This is a genomic window from Dokdonella sp. (assembly GCF_036518555.1).
Taxonomy (GTDB): Bacteria; Pseudomonadota; Gammaproteobacteria; order Xanthomonadales; family Rhodanobacteraceae; genus Dokdonella_A.
Genome location: NZ_DATDMY010000005.1, coordinates 1 through 15,194 on the forward strand (window position 1 = coordinate 1; position 15,194 = coordinate 15,194).

At 68.3% G+C, this 15,194-nt stretch carries 16 protein-coding genes; 5 read left to right on the forward strand and 11 right to left on the reverse strand.

Going from position 1 to position 15,194, the window contains the following annotated elements; genetic code table 11:
- The coding region (locus tag VI238_RS00440) for a WD40/YVTN/BNR-like repeat-containing protein (RefSeq protein WP_414650008.1) at positions 1-1,759 on the forward strand (1,759 nt) is incomplete at its 5' end.
- Between the two features lie 41 nt (positions 1,760-1,800).
- On the opposite strand, the gene VI238_RS00445 is transcribed toward VI238_RS00440, so the two are convergent.
- The 6 genes from VI238_RS00445 to VI238_RS00470 all read right to left on the reverse strand — a co-directional run bounded on the left by VI238_RS00445 (position 1,801) and on the right by VI238_RS00470 (position 6,885).
- Positions 1,801-2,331, reverse strand: a complete 531-nt coding sequence (locus VI238_RS00445; RefSeq protein WP_331647356.1) for a hypothetical protein — start codon at positions 2,329-2,331, stop codon at positions 1,801-1,803.
- A 478-nt stretch (positions 2,332-2,809) separates the two neighbouring features.
- Positions 2,810-3,274, reverse strand: a complete 465-nt coding sequence (locus VI238_RS00450) for a hypothetical protein (protein ID WP_331647358.1) — start codon at positions 3,272-3,274, stop codon at positions 2,810-2,812.
- Positions 3,258-3,428, reverse strand: coding sequence for a hypothetical protein (locus VI238_RS00455; protein WP_331647360.1), 171 nt, complete (start codon positions 3,426-3,428; stop codon positions 3,258-3,260). Before VI238_RS00455 ends, VI238_RS00450 begins: the two co-directional genes overlap by 17 nt.
- A gap of 688 nt (positions 3,429-4,116) precedes the next feature.
- On the reverse strand, positions 4,117-4,548 hold the full coding sequence (locus VI238_RS00460; protein ID WP_331647362.1) for a hypothetical protein: 432 nt from the start codon (positions 4,546-4,548) through the stop codon (positions 4,117-4,119).
- Positions 4,549-4,692: 144 nt separating this feature from the next.
- Positions 4,693-5,058, reverse strand: coding sequence for a hypothetical protein (locus VI238_RS00465; protein WP_331647364.1), 366 nt, complete (start codon positions 5,056-5,058; stop codon positions 4,693-4,695).
- Positions 5,059-6,057: 999 nt separating this feature from the next.
- Positions 6,058-6,885 (reverse strand): DUF4097 family beta strand repeat-containing protein, encoded by an 828-nt coding sequence (locus tag VI238_RS00470; protein WP_331647366.1) that lies wholly within the window; start codon positions 6,883-6,885, stop codon positions 6,058-6,060.
- A 105-nt stretch (positions 6,886-6,990) separates the two neighbouring features.
- Here VI238_RS00470 and VI238_RS00475 point away from each other — a divergent pair, with 105 nt between their 5' ends.
- Complete coding sequence (locus tag VI238_RS00475; RefSeq protein WP_331647368.1) at positions 6,991-8,019, forward strand: nitronate monooxygenase; 1,029 nt, start codon at positions 6,991-6,993, stop codon at positions 8,017-8,019.
- A gap of 78 nt (positions 8,020-8,097) precedes the next feature.
- Here the strand turns inward: VI238_RS00475 and VI238_RS00480 are convergent, their stop codons facing one another.
- Positions 8,098-8,691, reverse strand: coding sequence for a hypothetical protein (locus VI238_RS00480; protein ID WP_331647369.1), 594 nt, complete (start codon positions 8,689-8,691; stop codon positions 8,098-8,100).
- 164 nt (positions 8,692-8,855) lie between these two features.
- On the opposite strand from VI238_RS00480, the gene VI238_RS00485 reads away from it, so the two are divergent.
- Entirely contained in the window at positions 8,856-10,250 is a 1,395-nt protein-coding gene (locus VI238_RS00485) for a hypothetical protein (protein WP_331647370.1), read from the forward strand.
- 424 nt (positions 10,251-10,674) lie between these two features.
- Here VI238_RS00485 and VI238_RS00490 read toward each other — a convergent pair whose 3' ends face one another.
- Entirely contained in the window at positions 10,675-11,478 is an 804-nt protein-coding gene (locus VI238_RS00490) for a hypothetical protein (RefSeq protein WP_331647371.1), read from the reverse strand.
- 275 nt (positions 11,479-11,753) lie between these two features.
- Between VI238_RS00490 and VI238_RS00495 the strand changes: the two genes are divergently transcribed.
- A complete protein-coding gene (locus tag VI238_RS00495) occupies positions 11,754-12,320 on the forward strand; it encodes a gamma-glutamylcyclotransferase (RefSeq protein WP_331647372.1) in 567 nt (188 codons plus the stop codon).
- A 96-nt stretch (positions 12,321-12,416) separates the two neighbouring features.
- Here VI238_RS00495 and VI238_RS00500 read toward each other — a convergent pair whose 3' ends face one another.
- The 3 genes from VI238_RS00500 to VI238_RS00510 all read right to left on the reverse strand — a co-directional run bounded on the left by VI238_RS00500 (position 12,417) and on the right by VI238_RS00510 (position 13,692).
- Positions 12,417-12,890, reverse strand: coding sequence for a hypothetical protein (locus VI238_RS00500; protein ID WP_331647373.1), 474 nt, complete (start codon positions 12,888-12,890; stop codon positions 12,417-12,419).
- 138 nt (positions 12,891-13,028) lie between these two features.
- Positions 13,029-13,352: a hypothetical protein gene (locus tag VI238_RS00505; RefSeq protein WP_331647374.1), complete on the reverse strand. Its 324-nt coding sequence runs from the start codon at positions 13,350-13,352 to the stop codon at positions 13,029-13,031.
- A gap of 94 nt (positions 13,353-13,446) precedes the next feature.
- A complete protein-coding gene (locus VI238_RS00510; protein ID WP_331647375.1) occupies positions 13,447-13,692 on the reverse strand; it encodes a hypothetical protein in 246 nt (81 codons plus the stop codon).
- Positions 13,693-13,930: 238 nt separating this feature from the next.
- On the opposite strand from VI238_RS00510, the gene VI238_RS00515 reads away from it, so the two are divergent.
- The gene (locus VI238_RS00515) at positions 13,931-14,803 is read left to right on the forward strand and encodes a mechanosensitive ion channel family protein (RefSeq protein WP_331647376.1); all 873 of its coding nucleotides are present in this window, start codon (positions 13,931-13,933) and stop codon (positions 14,801-14,803) included.
- Positions 14,804-15,194: the final 391 nt, after the last annotated feature.

The following is a 15,194-nucleotide window of genomic DNA, read 5'->3' on the forward strand; positions in this document are numbered from 1 at the left end:
GACCAGCGACGATGCCGGTTCCACGTGGACGCAGCGCAACCTCGGCATCGACCCGCTCAACGACGCGACCTTCTCGCTCGCGGTCGATCCGTCGACGCCGGCGACGGTGTGGGTCGGCGTCACCGCGGCGGCGGGCTTCCAAAGCGTGAACCTCATGCGCTCGCTCGATCGCGGCATGAGCTGGTCCGATCGCACGCCGCCGCACGCGGCCCCGCTGAACGGCACCGCGATCGCGATCGATCCGCAGCAGTCGGCCACCGTGATCGCCGGCTTTCGCGGCGACTTCGGCACCGGCGAAGTGTGGACGAGCGTCGACGGCGGCGACCACTGGCAGGACCGAAGCGGCGGCCTGCCCGGCACGCCGGTCAACGCACTCCACTACGACGGCACGCACCTGCTCGCGGGCGGCGGCATGAACTTCGGTTCGCAGTATTTCGGCCTGTACGCCTCGACCGACCTCGGCCAGAGCTGGACGCCGCTGCACGACGCGAGCTGGCCGCTGCCGATCGTGACCGCGATCGCGGTCGATCCCGCCGACGCGCAGACGATCGTCGTCGCGACCGACGGCACCGGCGTGCACCGCACGCGCGACGGCGGCGCGCACTGGGAGCTCGGCATCGGCGGCAGCGGCGCGCTCGCCGCGCAATCGGTGCATTGGGCCGCCGCAGGTTCGCAGGCCCTGCTCGTCGGCGTGAGTGCGCTCGGTGTGTACCGCTCGGCCGATGCCGACGCGCCGCTCGTCGCGTCGTCGGACGGCATCTCCGAATTCAACCTCGTCTCGATCGCCGGCAACCCGCTCGATCCCGCCGAGGTCGCGGTCGCGTTCCAGGGCAACAACAACGGCGGCGTCATGCGTTCGACCGACGGCGGCGCGCACTGGACGATCGAGGCGCTGCCGCCGACGCGCTACAGCAAGGTCGGATGGTCGCCGTCCGGCGTGCTCTACGCGATCTCGAGCGGGCCGTCGTCGATCGCCCCCGAAGGCCTGTACCGGCGCGAAGCCGATGCGAGCTGGACCGGCCTCGGCCCGGACCAGGGGCCGCTCTACGAATCCGATCTCGCCGCGCTGCGCTTCAGCGAGGTCGACCCCGACCTCATCCTGCTCGGCGGTTCCGACTTCGGCGTCGCCGGCAGCGCCGGCACGGTCTGGCGTTCGGCCGACGCGGGCCAGACCTGGGACAAGCAGTACATCGGCGACGACGGGCTCTTCATCGGCGACATCGAAATCGCCGGCGACGGCAGCGACCAGGTCATGCTCGCGCCGTACACGGGCTACCAGTCGCCCGACCAAGGCGGCCTGCTGCGTTCGGACGACGGCGGCGCGAGCTGGGCGCCGGTGCTCGAGCAGTCGACCTACGTGCAGCGCCCGCACCTGTGCGGCTCGATCGCCGACCCGCGCGTGTTCTACCTCGGCATCGCGACCGGCTGGAGCAACGGCAGCGTGCTGCGCAGCGACGACGCCGGCGCGAGCTGGACGCCGGCGTGGAGTGGCGCGTCGATCGTCGACATCGCCTGCGACACGACCGACGGCGACACGCTCTACGTCGCGCAAGGCTCCGGCGCGCGCGTCGCGCGCTCGACCGACGCCGGCGCCACGTTCGCGCCGTTCGCGAGCGGCCTCGACGCGGGCGGCGCGCCGACCGAACTCGCGACGGTCCGCGCCGGCGACGACGCGCGCCTGCTGCTCGCGACGAACAAGGGCAGCTATGTCGCGACGCTCGTCGTCGGTGACGCGATCTTCGCCGACGGCTTCGAGTGATTCCCCGGGGTGCGGCGCTTCGGCGCCGCGCTATGACGGGTTCAACGAGCGCCCGATTCTCGTTGGCGCAGCACTCCAGCGATACGCCGGATTTCTCCCTCAGACAGCATATTCGCCATCCCCGCGTTCGACTGGCTGCCCTGCAGATCTGGCATCTCGCTGTACCGCCCATCACCTACAGACGAGTAGACGTCCCCCTGCTTGAAGCTGTATGTGCAGGAAAGCTTCTCGATTGTCGCCTCCGCATCGGGTTCAACAGAAGGCTTCGCGCGCTTCAGATTCCCACTCAAGAACAGCACATACTCCTTCCCAAGACCAAGATCGAGGTCGCCGCACACGACAAGCACAGCGATATCGACATCCTCGACGGGACGCTTGCTGTCTAACACACCGAACGATTCGATTCGGTACGTTCGCTCCTCGCATGCGATAGCCGAGCACTTTCCGTAGTACTCGACGACTCTCCCCTTTACGACGAGGTCCGAGCGCTTAATCTTGGATTCAATCTCTTGTGCCTGCGGCGTAGCAGATGTCGTACCAGCCAGCATCGCAAGGATCAGAGCTAACGCCATTCGATGCAGACTATTTCCAGCCGGCATAGTCGATACTCCAATATTCCCTCATGAGTTGCTCCGAGAACGAGCGGGCATCCTATCTCAGCAGGGTGATGCGCCCAATCCCGTGATAGCTCCATTCGCGAACTTGCGGCCCGCGATAACCGACGTCGCACCACCGACCACCGCGGCTGCGACGACACGACCGCCGATGGAATCGATACGGCCCACCGCAGGCGATAACGCCTCACCGGCGCAGCGCTAGCAAACCCGTGCCCGAAGTTCCCTCGACGCGGGGGGCGCGCCGACCGAACTCGCGACGGTCCGCGCCGGCAGCGACGCGCGCCTGCTGCTCGCGACGAACAAGGGCAGCTGCGTCGCGACGCTCGTCGTCGGCGACGCGATCTTCGCCGACGGCTTCGAGTGATTGCGCGGGGCAAGGCGCTTCGGCGTCGCGCCGCAAATCATCTAGGTGGCGTTCGGCTATGCCACGCGATCAGGTCCCGATCTCCACGATCAAGGGGTTGGATGCCAGGGTTTCCGAAAGCTCCTTCCCGTCTAGCTCATTGTGGAAGAATGCCTGAACGAAATATCGTCCGCCGCGCAGGCAAAAATTTCTCTTCAGCACGTCAGCGATCGTAAATATCTGGGTGACACTGCCCGAGGGCTTCAATTCCACGCGGCCTTGGACGCCAGGCCCATAATCGATCATTGCGCATTCGTGAAGTTCCGCCCCCTTCATGGTCCATACCTTGAATTCGACACCGCCAACACCCGGCCGCCAAACCACCAGCGGCGTGGGGACGGGAACAGACTCCTGCGGACCATTCTGTATCGTTACCCTCAAAGTCTCGCCGAACATCTCGAGCTTGGCCCGCACATCAAAAACAGTTCGGGCGCTCAAGTCATGCATCTGCATTCCGAATACGACTGCGACGATCAATTCACCAACCCGGCGCATGATAAATCCCTCGACTGACGAGCTGTTGATTGGCTCGACTTGGATTGCCGTAGTAACGATTGCGCTGATAACTCATGAAATCCATTTCGGCGGCGCTGCTTCCGTATCTTTCTGCGTTACGCAGGTTGTAGTCGTATGCCTGCACTTCACGCATGTATGCGTCTTGTTGCGAAGATGCCGCCCCGCGCAAGCGTGCCTGAAGATTCCAATGGACTCCGATCTCGTGGCCCGACGTCGCGCCCAGGCCACTCCAGGAATGGAATGCACTCGGACCCAGCTGAATGGAGCCACCGGATTTGTCAAGCCAGCGTAAGATTGCTCGGAGGAATAATAGGGTTCATAGCCGGCGCCCTTAATCTTGAAGTATTCGATGGAGGATCGGGCAGCCTTCAGGCGATCGCCTGAATCAGTCGATACCATTTCTTTTCGTAGCTCATCTGACGGAACGTCTGACAGGTCGATCTTACCCGTGCCCGAAGTTGCCGCCACGTTCACGCCGTACGCGAGCGGCCCCGACGTGGGCGACGCACCGACCGAACTCGCGACGGTCCGCGCGGCGACGACGCGCGCCTGCTGCTCGCGACGAACAACGGCAGCTGTGTCGCGACGCTCGTCGTCGGTGATGCGATCTTCGCCGACGGCTTCGAGTGATCGCGTGGGACGCGGCGCTTCGGCGTCGCGCCCAGGCAACTCCGACCTTGGGGCGGAGCGCAGTCCTTCGACAACACGGCGTCGAGCGCCCACACGCCCGTCTCGCGTTTGCGCCTCCTTCAGCTCGCGATATGGCGAACCCTCAGCTTCCGATCCAGGCAATCGTTCGGAGTGCACCACACGACGACATGTCAGTCGACATAGCAGAGCATGGCCAAGCGACGGTGCCGCTCTTCAAGCCTCGAAACGTCCACGGTCGTGCCTCGCAGTGATTCCATGAGCTCGCCACGAGCCATCAGTATTCCCTGCGAACCCCTATGGCCGATCAATACGACGTCCGGGTGGAATTTGTCGGGCCCGATGGAGCGAACCACATAGCCTTTGATCAATTCCGGCATCTGTAAGCCGATCTTTTCGACATCGAGGTTGCCGCCACCTCTTCCCGGCCCGGCCGGAGCGTAGGGATCGAAGTCGGAACTCTTGAAAGTCCTAGAGAATATCTGGGCGTCCGCCCAAGCCAAGAGCTGCGCGCTTCTGGCGTCATCGCGCAGAACATTCTTGTACTCGTCGCACTGGATCGACGTCCAGTCGACGCAGGAGGAGAGCATCGCCGCCGTGATCATGAGCAGACAACGCCAAGCCATCTCTCCCCCCTGACTGCTTCGTCCCGGGGCGCTTGCCAGAACCGGTGCCCCTTCAATGTGCGAGAACCACTTCACCGCGCATGTAATGGGTAAACAGGATGACTCCGCGCCTGCGCTCGCACATCATTTACCCGGAGGTAGCGATTCGCTCCAACGGACAATATCGCCTTGCTCGACGATTCTCTCGACCTTGACGACCTTGTTGCCCTTCGCTTTGATCAGCGAATAGCAGTTCAGATCGAAGTGGACATCGGTGCGCAGCTTGAAGTCTTCCTTGCCGCAAAACGAGCTGACCATTATGGAATACGTGTGCTCATCCTCCGAATCGCGGGTCAGTCTGGCCGTGTTTGGAATCACCTGACCGGAAGGCGCGGCCTCCGACTCGCTCAGGTGGAACTTTCGTCGAAATACGCCGATATCGAAGCTGCAGCGATCAGCCGGATCACAACGGATATCCAACCGATCTCCATTGTCATACAGGATCTTCACGAGGCTCGGCTTATCGGAGATGGATGGCGTGGCCACTGCCATACCCGAGAACACCACACATATGCCTGCAACCGGGACAATGCGAGAGATTCGTCGACATGACCTACTTTCCATAATCCACCTCCGTCCCGTTAATCAGCCAACTCAACCCCCTTTCGGGATGTACGCACCATACTGAGTCCACGAATCTCCTGCTATTGCATCGACTACATCTCTGTATCCGAATGCGGCCCCTGTACTCATAGTGGTTGTCGTCTACGCTTGAGAGAGCCAGACCGTAGGGTGGGCCCCCGGCCCACCGCTTCCACGACGACTCGCGTGGTGGGCTTGAGCCCATCCTACGCAAGCAGACCGTCGGGTGGGCGGGGTGACGGCCTTGCGGCGACGCGCATGGCGGTGCCGGCGCCTGCGTTGCGACTTGGAGGCGCAGCGATGCGGGATCGAGCGGCATCGATGCGCGTGGGAGGCGCGCGCGTGCGACTTCGAGGCGCAACGGTGCGGGTCGGGGAGCGCAGCGTCGGGGGTTGGAGTCGCAAGCCTGCGCCGCGGAGGCGCAATGGTGCGGCTCGAAGTCGCAACGATGGGGCCTGAAGTCGCGACGATGCCGCTCGAAGTCGCAGCGATGGGGGTTCGAAGTCGCAATGGTGCGGCTCGAAGTCGCGGCGATGGGGCTTGAAGTCGTAACGACGGGACTCGAAGTCGCAACGATGCCGCTCGAAGTCGCAGCGATGGAGCTCGAAGTCGCAACGATGCCACTCGAAGTCGCAGCGGTGCGCGGTGGGAGGCGCATGCATGCGGCTTGAAGCGGGATCGATGCGCCTCGGGAGCGGGTCGGAAGGCCGCGGAGGCGCATCGTGGGACGGCGGTGCGAAAGCGCCCGCCTCGCCCCGCGCGGCGGGAGCCCGGCGACGCGGTCCCGCGTCGGGCGCGAGGCGCGGGATCGAGGCCCGCGTGCGCAGGAGGCACGGCGACGCCATGCGCCGCCGCCCCCGCCCCGCGTCAGTCGTCGTCCCGCGGCACGTCGGTGCGTCCGCGCACGCCGCTGTGGTGCACGTCGCCCGAACCCTTGCTGCGCACGCTGAAGTTGCCGCCGACGTCGGACACGCCGATGTCGCCGGAGCCGAGCGAGTCGACGCTGACGTCGCGATCGACGTGGCTGATCGTGACGTCGCCGGAGCCGACGCTGCCGATGACGACGCCGCCGCCGACGTTGTCGAGGCGCACGTCGCCCGAACCGACGCGATCGACGCGGACGTCGCCGCGCACGTCGCGCAGGATGAGGTCGCCCGACGAGGCGCCGCGCACCTCGACGCTGCCGATGTCGGTGCCTTCGACGTCGCCCGAGCTCAGCTTGAGATCGAACACGCCCGCGATGTGGTCGGCCGTGAGGTCGCCCGAGCTGCCGTCGTAATGCAGCGAGGCGACGTCGCGCACCCTCGCGTCGCCGGAACCGGAGCGCACGTCGACCGCGAGCGCCGCCGGCACGCGGATCTCGAGATCGACGTAGGCGTAGCTCGAGCCGAACCACTGCCAGTGGTGCGAGCGGTCCTGGCGCGGCGTGATCGTCAGGCGGTCGCCGCTGCGCTGCTGGTCGACGCCGAGGTCGGCGAGCCACGCCTGCTCCGAAGCGCACGCGCGACCGCGCACCTCGACCTTCGCGAGCCCGGGTACGCCGACGATTTCGAGGTCGCTCGAGCCGATCGTCGACGCGAGCGTCTTGAGGCCGGCCGCATCGACGTCGAAGTCGTGGCGGGCGGTGAATTTGCAGTCGTTCGCGGCCGCGAACGCAGGGACCAGGGCGAACAGGACGAGGGACAGGCGGCGCATGCGGGCGGCTCCGGAGGGGGATTCCGGGCGTGAGATGCGGTCAGGGACGCGAAGGTTTAAGGCGCATGCGCTAGCCTGTGGCGAGGCCACCCAGGGGACCCCGCGATGCCCAGCCCGTTCGGCACCGAGCTGCCGCTGATCCAGGCGCCGATGGCCGGCGCGCACGGCAGCGCGCTCGCGCTCGCGGTCTCCAATGCGGGTGGCCTCGGCTCGCTGCCGTGCGCGATGCTGCCGCCGGACGCGCTGCGGCGCGAGCTCGACGCATTGCGCGACGGCACGTCGCGACCGTTCAACCTGAACTTCTTCTGCCATCGCCCGCCGGCACCCGACGACGCACGTGAACGCGCATGGCGCGACGCGCTCGCGCCGTATTACCGCGAGGCCGGGCTCGATCCCGACGCCGTGCCCGCGGCCGTCTCGCGCGTGCCGTTCGACGCGCGCACCGCGCACCTCGTCGAGGCGTACCGGCCTGCGGTCGTGAGCTTCCATTTCGGCCTGCCCGCACCCGACCTGCTCGCGCAAGTGAAGGCGTGGGGATCGGTCGTGATCGCGTCGGCGACGACGCTCGCCGAGGCGCTGTGGCTCGAGGCGCGCGGCGTCGACGCCGTGATCGCGCAGGGGCTCGAGGCCGGCGGCCATCGCGGCCATTTCCTGTCCGACGACGTCACGCGACAGGCCGGCACGTTCGTGCTGTTGCCGCAGCTCGTGCGCGCGCTGCGCGTGCCAGTGGTCGCCGCAGGCGGCATCGCGGACGCGCGCGGCGTCGCCGCGGCCTTCGCGCTCGGCGCAAGCGCGGTGCAGGTCGGCACGAGCTATCTCCTGTGCGCCGAGGCGACCACGCACGCGGCGCATCGCGCGGCGCTGCGCAGCGACGTCGCCGCACACACGGCGCTCACGAACCTGTTCAGCGGCGGCCTCGCGCGCGGGATCGTCAACCGTCTCATGCGCGAACTCGGTCCGGTCAGTCCGCTTGCACCACCGTTCCCGCTCGCGGCGGCCGCGATCGCGCCGCTGCGCGCGTACGCGGAGCGTGCGGGCCGCGGCGATTTCTCGCCGCTGTGGGCCGGGCAGAACACGAGCGGTTGCCGCGAAACCGGCGCCGCCGCGCTCACGCGCGAACTCGCCGGTGCGTGACGGCGGCGTCCCGCCGCCCTCACGCCGTCGATAGGGGACCGGCTCGATCTCGCACGGCGCGTTCGCCGTCGCGCGCGCTCAGCCGGCCGGCAGGCGCTGCAGCAGTGCGAACGGGTCGAAGCGCGCGTCGACGCCCGATGCGAGCACGCCGATCGAGCGGATCTGGAAATCGTCCTCGATGCGGAAGATCGTTTCGCCGAACGCGATCGTGAGCTGGCCCGGCGTGTCGGTGAGGATCTTGAGATCGACCGGTTCGCCGAGCGGCAGGTCGACCTTGAACGGGGCGCGCGGCAGGTCCGCGCCGCGCCATAGCTCCGGCGAAACCCGCTGCGTTGCGCGATCGACGGCGAGGATGATCGACAGCTGCCGTCGCCGTCCCTCGTCGCGTGCACCGTAGAGATCGATGCGCGCGATCGAAGCCCATTTGCCGCTGCGCTTGCCCTTCGCGGCCTTCACGCGGATCGTCGTCGCGAGGCCGTCGAAGCGCGGGAGGCCGGTGCGTTCCCATTCGCTGTACTGGCCGGCTTCGCCGCCGAGGTCGAAGCGATAGCGCTCGGCGGGCGTGAACTGCGCGAGCACGCTCGTCGCCTCGCCCTGCACGCGCGTCGGCGGCAACTCCTGCGGCGGTGCCGCGAGGACGATGGCGAGCAGGATCGAGGATGTCGTGAACATCGTGCCTCCGTCGGGGCGGCGGGCCGGCCGGTCGGTCGCCGTGCGTCCGGCCGACCGATGCGGATGTTGCCTCGTCCGGGACGTCGGCGGAACCCCTTTCGCGGTCGCATGATCCCTCGCTCATCCGCATTGCGTATGTCCAGGCAACCCAGGAGGACATCGCCATGCGCACTGCACTGCTGCTCGCCGCCCTCGCGACCGCCATCGCGACCGCATCCGCCGCCGACGGCGCGCTCGATGCGACGTTCGGCACCGATGCCGAGTTTCCCGGCTTCGGCTTCTATCTGAATCCGTACGGCACCGGCCTGACCGCGGGCGCGCAGACAGTGCGTCGCGCGCCGAACGGGCAGCTCTACCTGTTCGGTTCGATGAAGGACGCGCAGGACGACTGGCGCATGAGCATCCAGCGCCTCGACGCGGATGGCTATCCCGACTACGCGTTCGGCGATTTCGGCCTGCGCACGTACCAGGCGCCGTGCCCGGGCGCGTTCGCGACCGACGCGCAGATCGACGCACAGGGACGGCTCTGGGTCGGCTTCGCCGGTTGCCCGGACATGACGATCTACCGCTTCACGCCCGCAGGCGATCTCGACACGAGCCTGCTCGGCAGTGGCGTACTCACGATCGCGTACGACCTCGGCGACGACAACGAGGACGAGGTGCGCGAACTCGCGATCGACGCGCAAGGCGGCGTCATCGTCGCCGGCTTCGCCGCGGCGACACCGAGCCGCCATCTCGCGGTCGCCCACTACACGAGCGACGGCGCGCCGGTGCCCGGCTTCGGGGTCGACGGCAAGGTCGACGTCGACGTGCAGAATGTGATGAATGCCGTGCGCGGGCTGCATCTCATGCGCGACGGCCGCATCGTCGTCACCGGCCGCTACGCGCCCAATCCGCTCGCGGGCACGCAGGCGGTCGTCCGCCTGCAGGCGAACGGCGCGGTCGACGCGGGGTTCGGCAACTACGCGCCCGGCATCGCGCATGCGGACCTCGGCCAGCTCGCCGGCAACCTCGACAAGCGCGTGATGAGCGAAGGCTCGCTGCTCGGCGCGGACGGTTCGGTGCTGCAGGTCGGTACGTCCTACGGCTACGGCAGCGCGCACTCCTACTACGACATCGTGCTCGTCAAATGGAAGCCCGACGGCCAGCTCGATACCTCGATCGGCCCCTTCGGCACGCGCACCTATGCGCTCGACTTCGCGGGCGCCGCCCCCGCCGACGATCAGGACAACTTCGATCGCGCGTTTGCGCTGGTGCGCCAGGGCGACGGCAAGATCGTCATCCTCGGCGAGAGCCGCGCGGACGCGGCGCCGATCGGTGCCACGCTCGTGCGCCTCACGCCGTCGCTCGACCTCGACCCGACCTTCGGCGACGGCGGCAAGGCGCGCTACCTCGCGCCGATCGCGACCGACGGGCACCACTGCACGTACGCCGTGAATCCGCTGATCGAGCCGGGCCGGATCGTCGCGGGCGTGCAGGCGTGCATCGGCAACGGAGCGGTTGCGCAGGCGACGTTGGGCGTCGAGAACGACCTCCTGTTCGCCGACGGCCTCGACTGAGCCCGCTCCGCGTCGGCTCGACGGATCGACCCCGTCGATCGTGGAGTCGAAGTACTGCACGAGGCCCCCGCCGGCGCCATGCGCCGGGTTCGCATGGTTCGCGCGCACCGGAACGTGGCGCCGGCCACGCGACGGCGGCGCGAGCAGGATCCGGTAGCCGTCACTCGCCGCGGAGCGCGTGCGTGCTTCGACGCCCACGCGCGAACTACGCGGGTGAGCCGGGCGAGTTCGTGCGCGGAAACGCTTCGCATCGGGCACGTCGCTGTGCGCACGTCGTCGCACGCGGAGGAATACGGCAGATGTCCCGGGTCACCACGCACGGCACGGCCCGGAGACGCGATGCACCGAGCCGTGATCTCGCGTGCGTGCCGCGCGCGCTTCGATCCTCAGGCGCGCGCCCGGATGGAGCGGCTGCCGCCGTCCATCACGGCCCCTTCGGCTTGATGCGCCCGTTCTCGACCAGCCAGAGCTGGCCGCCGGTGGAGACCATGATCGGCTTCGGATGGGTGAGGCTGAGGAAGACGTCCATCGGCACCGGCAAGTCCCCCTGCGGACGATCCTCGAGCCTGACGTAGAGTTCGGCGTCGCTGTCGGCCATGCTGATGCATTGTTTCGAGAACGCTTCACTCGACTCGAGCCGCGTGCCGTCGGCGGATACGTCGAAACGCAGCAGCGGGCCGAGCGGGATCACCTTGGAGCGATTCGATTCCGGGTACAGGTAGACCTGCCAGCGCTGGTCCGCACCCGCAAGGATCACCGTGCCGAAAGCGGCGCCGCACAGTTCGTCGGCGTTCGCGAGCGCGGTCTGGCGCGCACGGTACATCGCCACCTCGGTCGCGTCAGGCGCGCGCGCCGGCCTCGACGTCACCTGCGGCGGCAGCCCCTTGCCGGGCAGCGGCAGCAACACGTCCGCTTCGACGTGCGCGACGGCGTCGGCATCCTCGACGAACAGGCTCGCCCGCGTGCCCTGGGGCAGCTCGGTGACGATCCAGCCGCCGACATCGGGCAGCGGCATCGCGATGCCCTGCGCGGCGAGCGCATCACGCGCGCGCTGCGCGGCCTGGTCCTGGCGGTAGATCGCGCGCCCGTCGGCCTCGATGCGCGCGATCGCGGACATGTCCGCGGTCGATGCCGCGCGCGGCACGAGCGGCGCGTTCGTGGGGCGTGGCGCGGACGCACATCCGGCGAATGCGGCGAGCGCGATGACCAGCGTGGATTGGACACGCACGCGACACCTCCCTGCCATCATCGAGTGCAGCATAGGTCGCTCGCGACCGCGGGTCGAGACGACCGCGAGCGCCGAGCGCCGAGCGCAGCGGGCAGCGTACACGCGTCCGGCCCCGCACGCGGTGCACGCGTTGCGCATTGCGAGAGGCGGCCGCGCGGATGCGCGGCGGCGCCCGATTCCGCCGGCGCGGCGGCGTCGCCCGCACGACCCCGCGATCGGCGTGGCCGGGTCGCGGCGGTTCGGCGCGGAGCACGCACGCCGCTATCATGCGGCGCATGACGCACGATACGACCGCGCTCAACCGCAAGCGCCATCGCTTCGACGGCGTGGCCGAGGTCTGGCTGTTCGGCTACGGCTCGCTGATCTGGAAGGCGGATTTCCCGTTCATCGAGCGCCGCCCTGCGCGCCTGCGCGGCTGGTCACGGCGCTTCTGGCAGGGTTCGCACGACCATCGCGGCACGCCGGACGCGCCGGGACGCGTCCTCACGCTCGCGCGGGAGCCCGGCGCGACGTGCTTCGGCATCGCCTACCTCGTCACGCCGGCCGTGTTCGATGCGCTCGACCATCGCGAGAAGAACGGCTACCTGCGCCATCTCGAAACGCTCGAGTTCGACGACGGCCGCTGTGTCGACGGCCTCGTGTACATCGCCGACGAACACAATGCCGCCTGGCTCGGGCCCGCACCCGATGCGGCGATCGCCGGGCAGATCGCCGCCGCGCACGGGCCGAGCGGCGCGAACCGCGACTACGTGCTGCACCTCGCCGATGCGCTGCGCGCGCACGGTGCGGAGGATGCGCACGTGTTCGCAATCGAGTGCGAGTTGCGTCGCATCGTGGCCTGACCGCACTCGACACCCGTCGAGCGCGATCGTACTCGGGCGGCGCACTCCTCGCACACCCGAACCGCGCCCGCGTGTGGCAGCGCGCAGGCGCGGATCTCAGTACTTCGCGACGAACAGGTTGTAGCCGCCGCAGTCGAACGGCGGGCTCTGCGATAGCGAATCGACGACCAGGTAGTACGCGGCGGATCGCGCCCCGACGATCATCGATTCGGAAGCGCCGGCCCCGAAGCTGTCGGCGGCGTCGAAGCAGGTCGGCGTCACGCCGCACTGGCCGCACGCGAACAGGGCCGGGTCGTAGCCCGGGTTCGGTTGCAGGATGAAACGCAGCGCGGGCGTCGCGCCGTAGCGCACGCGATAGCCGTATACGCGATAGACGATGTCGCGACCGGGCGCATAGATCGCGCCGCCGTCGTAATAGGAAATGTTGTCGGATGACATGCAGCTGTCGGCATAGCCCGCATACGGCAGCAGCTGCGTGCCGATCTGGATCGGCGATGCGCAGGTCTGCGCGAACGCGGGCGTGCCGACGAGCGCGGCGAGTGCGCCGGCGAGGACGATTCTGAATCTCATGGCCGTTCTCCGTCCTGAACGGGCCGCCCACGCGGCCCTCCACTCTGGAAACGGAAAACGCCCGCGTAATCGACATTCGCGCGGCGCCCGCGGCTGCACAGGCGCGGAGACGCAGCCATTGCGCAGCGCGGTCGCGCGCTAGGCGGCGCAGCGCGGCGCGGACGCGAGCGGCGTGCGCGACTCGCCGAAACGCGCCTCGACATAGGCGCGAATGTCGTCGGCGATCGCGTCGAGGGCCGCTTTCGGGGAATAGACGCCGACGATGTCGTCGACATCGATCTCGTCGAGCATTTCGCCGAGCGCTCGCGCGGGAACGCACTTGAGCGAGCGGCGCTCGTCGACGTAGAGCGCGAGCGGACGGTCGCGCATGCAACCGAGCACGGTCGATGCAAGGGTCGCCGGTTCGTACTGCGCGGGGCCGATGTCGAGGCTCTCCGACGCCTGCAGGTCATGGTCGCTCATGGGAATCCCGCGTTCGTGCGGACTCCGGTGCATGATCGACCCCGCCGCTGAATCGACGATGACGGGGACCGACGCGCGTGCCGCGGGTTCACGGTCACGCCGACTCGGCACGCTGCTTGCGGAAACGTTCGAGCGATTCGCGCAACGCCTCGGAACGATCGCGCAGCGCCTTCAGCTTGCTGCGCGTATGGATCACCTTCTCGACGAGCTCGGCGCGGTCGCGCAGTTCCTCGTCGGTCATCGGCATCCCGAGCGGCTTGAGCGCCGCGGTTGCATCCTGGGTGCGCTTCAAGGCTTCGATCGCGCGAATCGCGTTACGCAGGTTCGAGTTGACGCTCATGCGCGGCATTCTCCCGTCGGCTTCGTGGCATTCGCGGGGGAAGCGACCGCGAACAGGGACAGGCTAGCGGCTCGACCTGAATGCCAAGCGACCACGTGCGAGCTGAACGAGTGCGTGCGCACTGCGTCACGGAATGATCGCGCGCGGATCGGGCCCACGCCGAGGCGCACGATTCATCGTGCCGTCAACGCGGCTCCGCTATCGTCCCGAGTCCTCCCCGCCGCACTCTGGAGGCGCCGTGCACGACTGGCTCACCTTAGCCGAGCGCAACGACTGGATCGACCTCGCCGCCGGTGTCGGCATGCGCCTCGTCGGCGCGCTCGTGCTGCTGTTCGCCGGCATGAAGATCGTCGGCTGGATTGCCGACGCCGCAGGCCGCGCGCTGGCTCGCACCCGCATCGAGCCGACCGCCGCGCTGTTCCTCGCGCGCGTCGCGCAGACCGGCCTGCAGATCGTGCTGTTGCTCGCGGTCGTGCAACTGCTCGGCGTGCCGATGACCTCGATGCTCGCGGTCCTCGGCGCGGCGGGTCTCGCGATCGGTCTCGCACTCAAGGATTCCCTCTCCAACATCGCGTCCGGCGTGATGCTGGTCGCGTTGCGTCCGTTCCGCGTCGGCGACATCGTGACGATCCACGGCGTGACGGGCAGCGTCGAGTTCATCAACATCTTCCAGACGCGACTGCGCGGCGCGGACAACCAGACCGTGACGTTGCCGAACGCGCTGATCACCGCCGATTCGATCGTCAACCTCACGCCCGACACGCGGCGCCGGGTCGAGCTCGTGCTCGGCATCGGCTACGACGACGACATCGATCGCGCACGCGCGATCGTGATGGAGATCCTCACTTCGGATCCGCGCATCCTCGGCGAACCCGCGCCCGACGTGCTCGTCTACGAACTCGCCGACAGCAGCGTCAAGCTCGGCATCCGCTGCCATGTCGCCAACGCGGACTGGTTCGCGGTGAAGTGCGACCTGACCGAGCGCATCAAGAAGGCGTTCGACGCGGCGGGCATCACGATCCCGTATCCGCAACGCGACACGCACGTGTACACGCACGACGCGCGCACCCCCGCCGCCGCGCGCGCGCCGGAGGCCGCCCGCGCGCACTGAGGCGGCGCGCGAATCGCGCGTCGCGGAGCGGCGACCATGACTGGATCGGCCAGTCCAGCGTCGCGCTGCCGCCGGGAACGCTGCCCGGCGATCCGCTGTTCGCGGCGTTCGCCGGCTGGAGGCCGACGATGTCGATGCCGGATCGGCGCGCAGGTGGACATCGGCGCCGTCGAGTACGGCAGCGCCGATGCGCTCTACGGCGACGGCTTCGAGACGCCGACCGTCAGCGGCCATCCTCGTGAGCGCGCGCGTCGCGCGCACGTCGAAGCGCAGCGCGGGGTCAGTGCCGCTGGCGATGGATCGCGCGGCTGTTGCGATGTTCGGCGCGATTGAGCCGGCGCGTCTCGCCCGCGGTCAGGTGGCCGCCGTGGCGCGCCTCGGCGACGCTCGC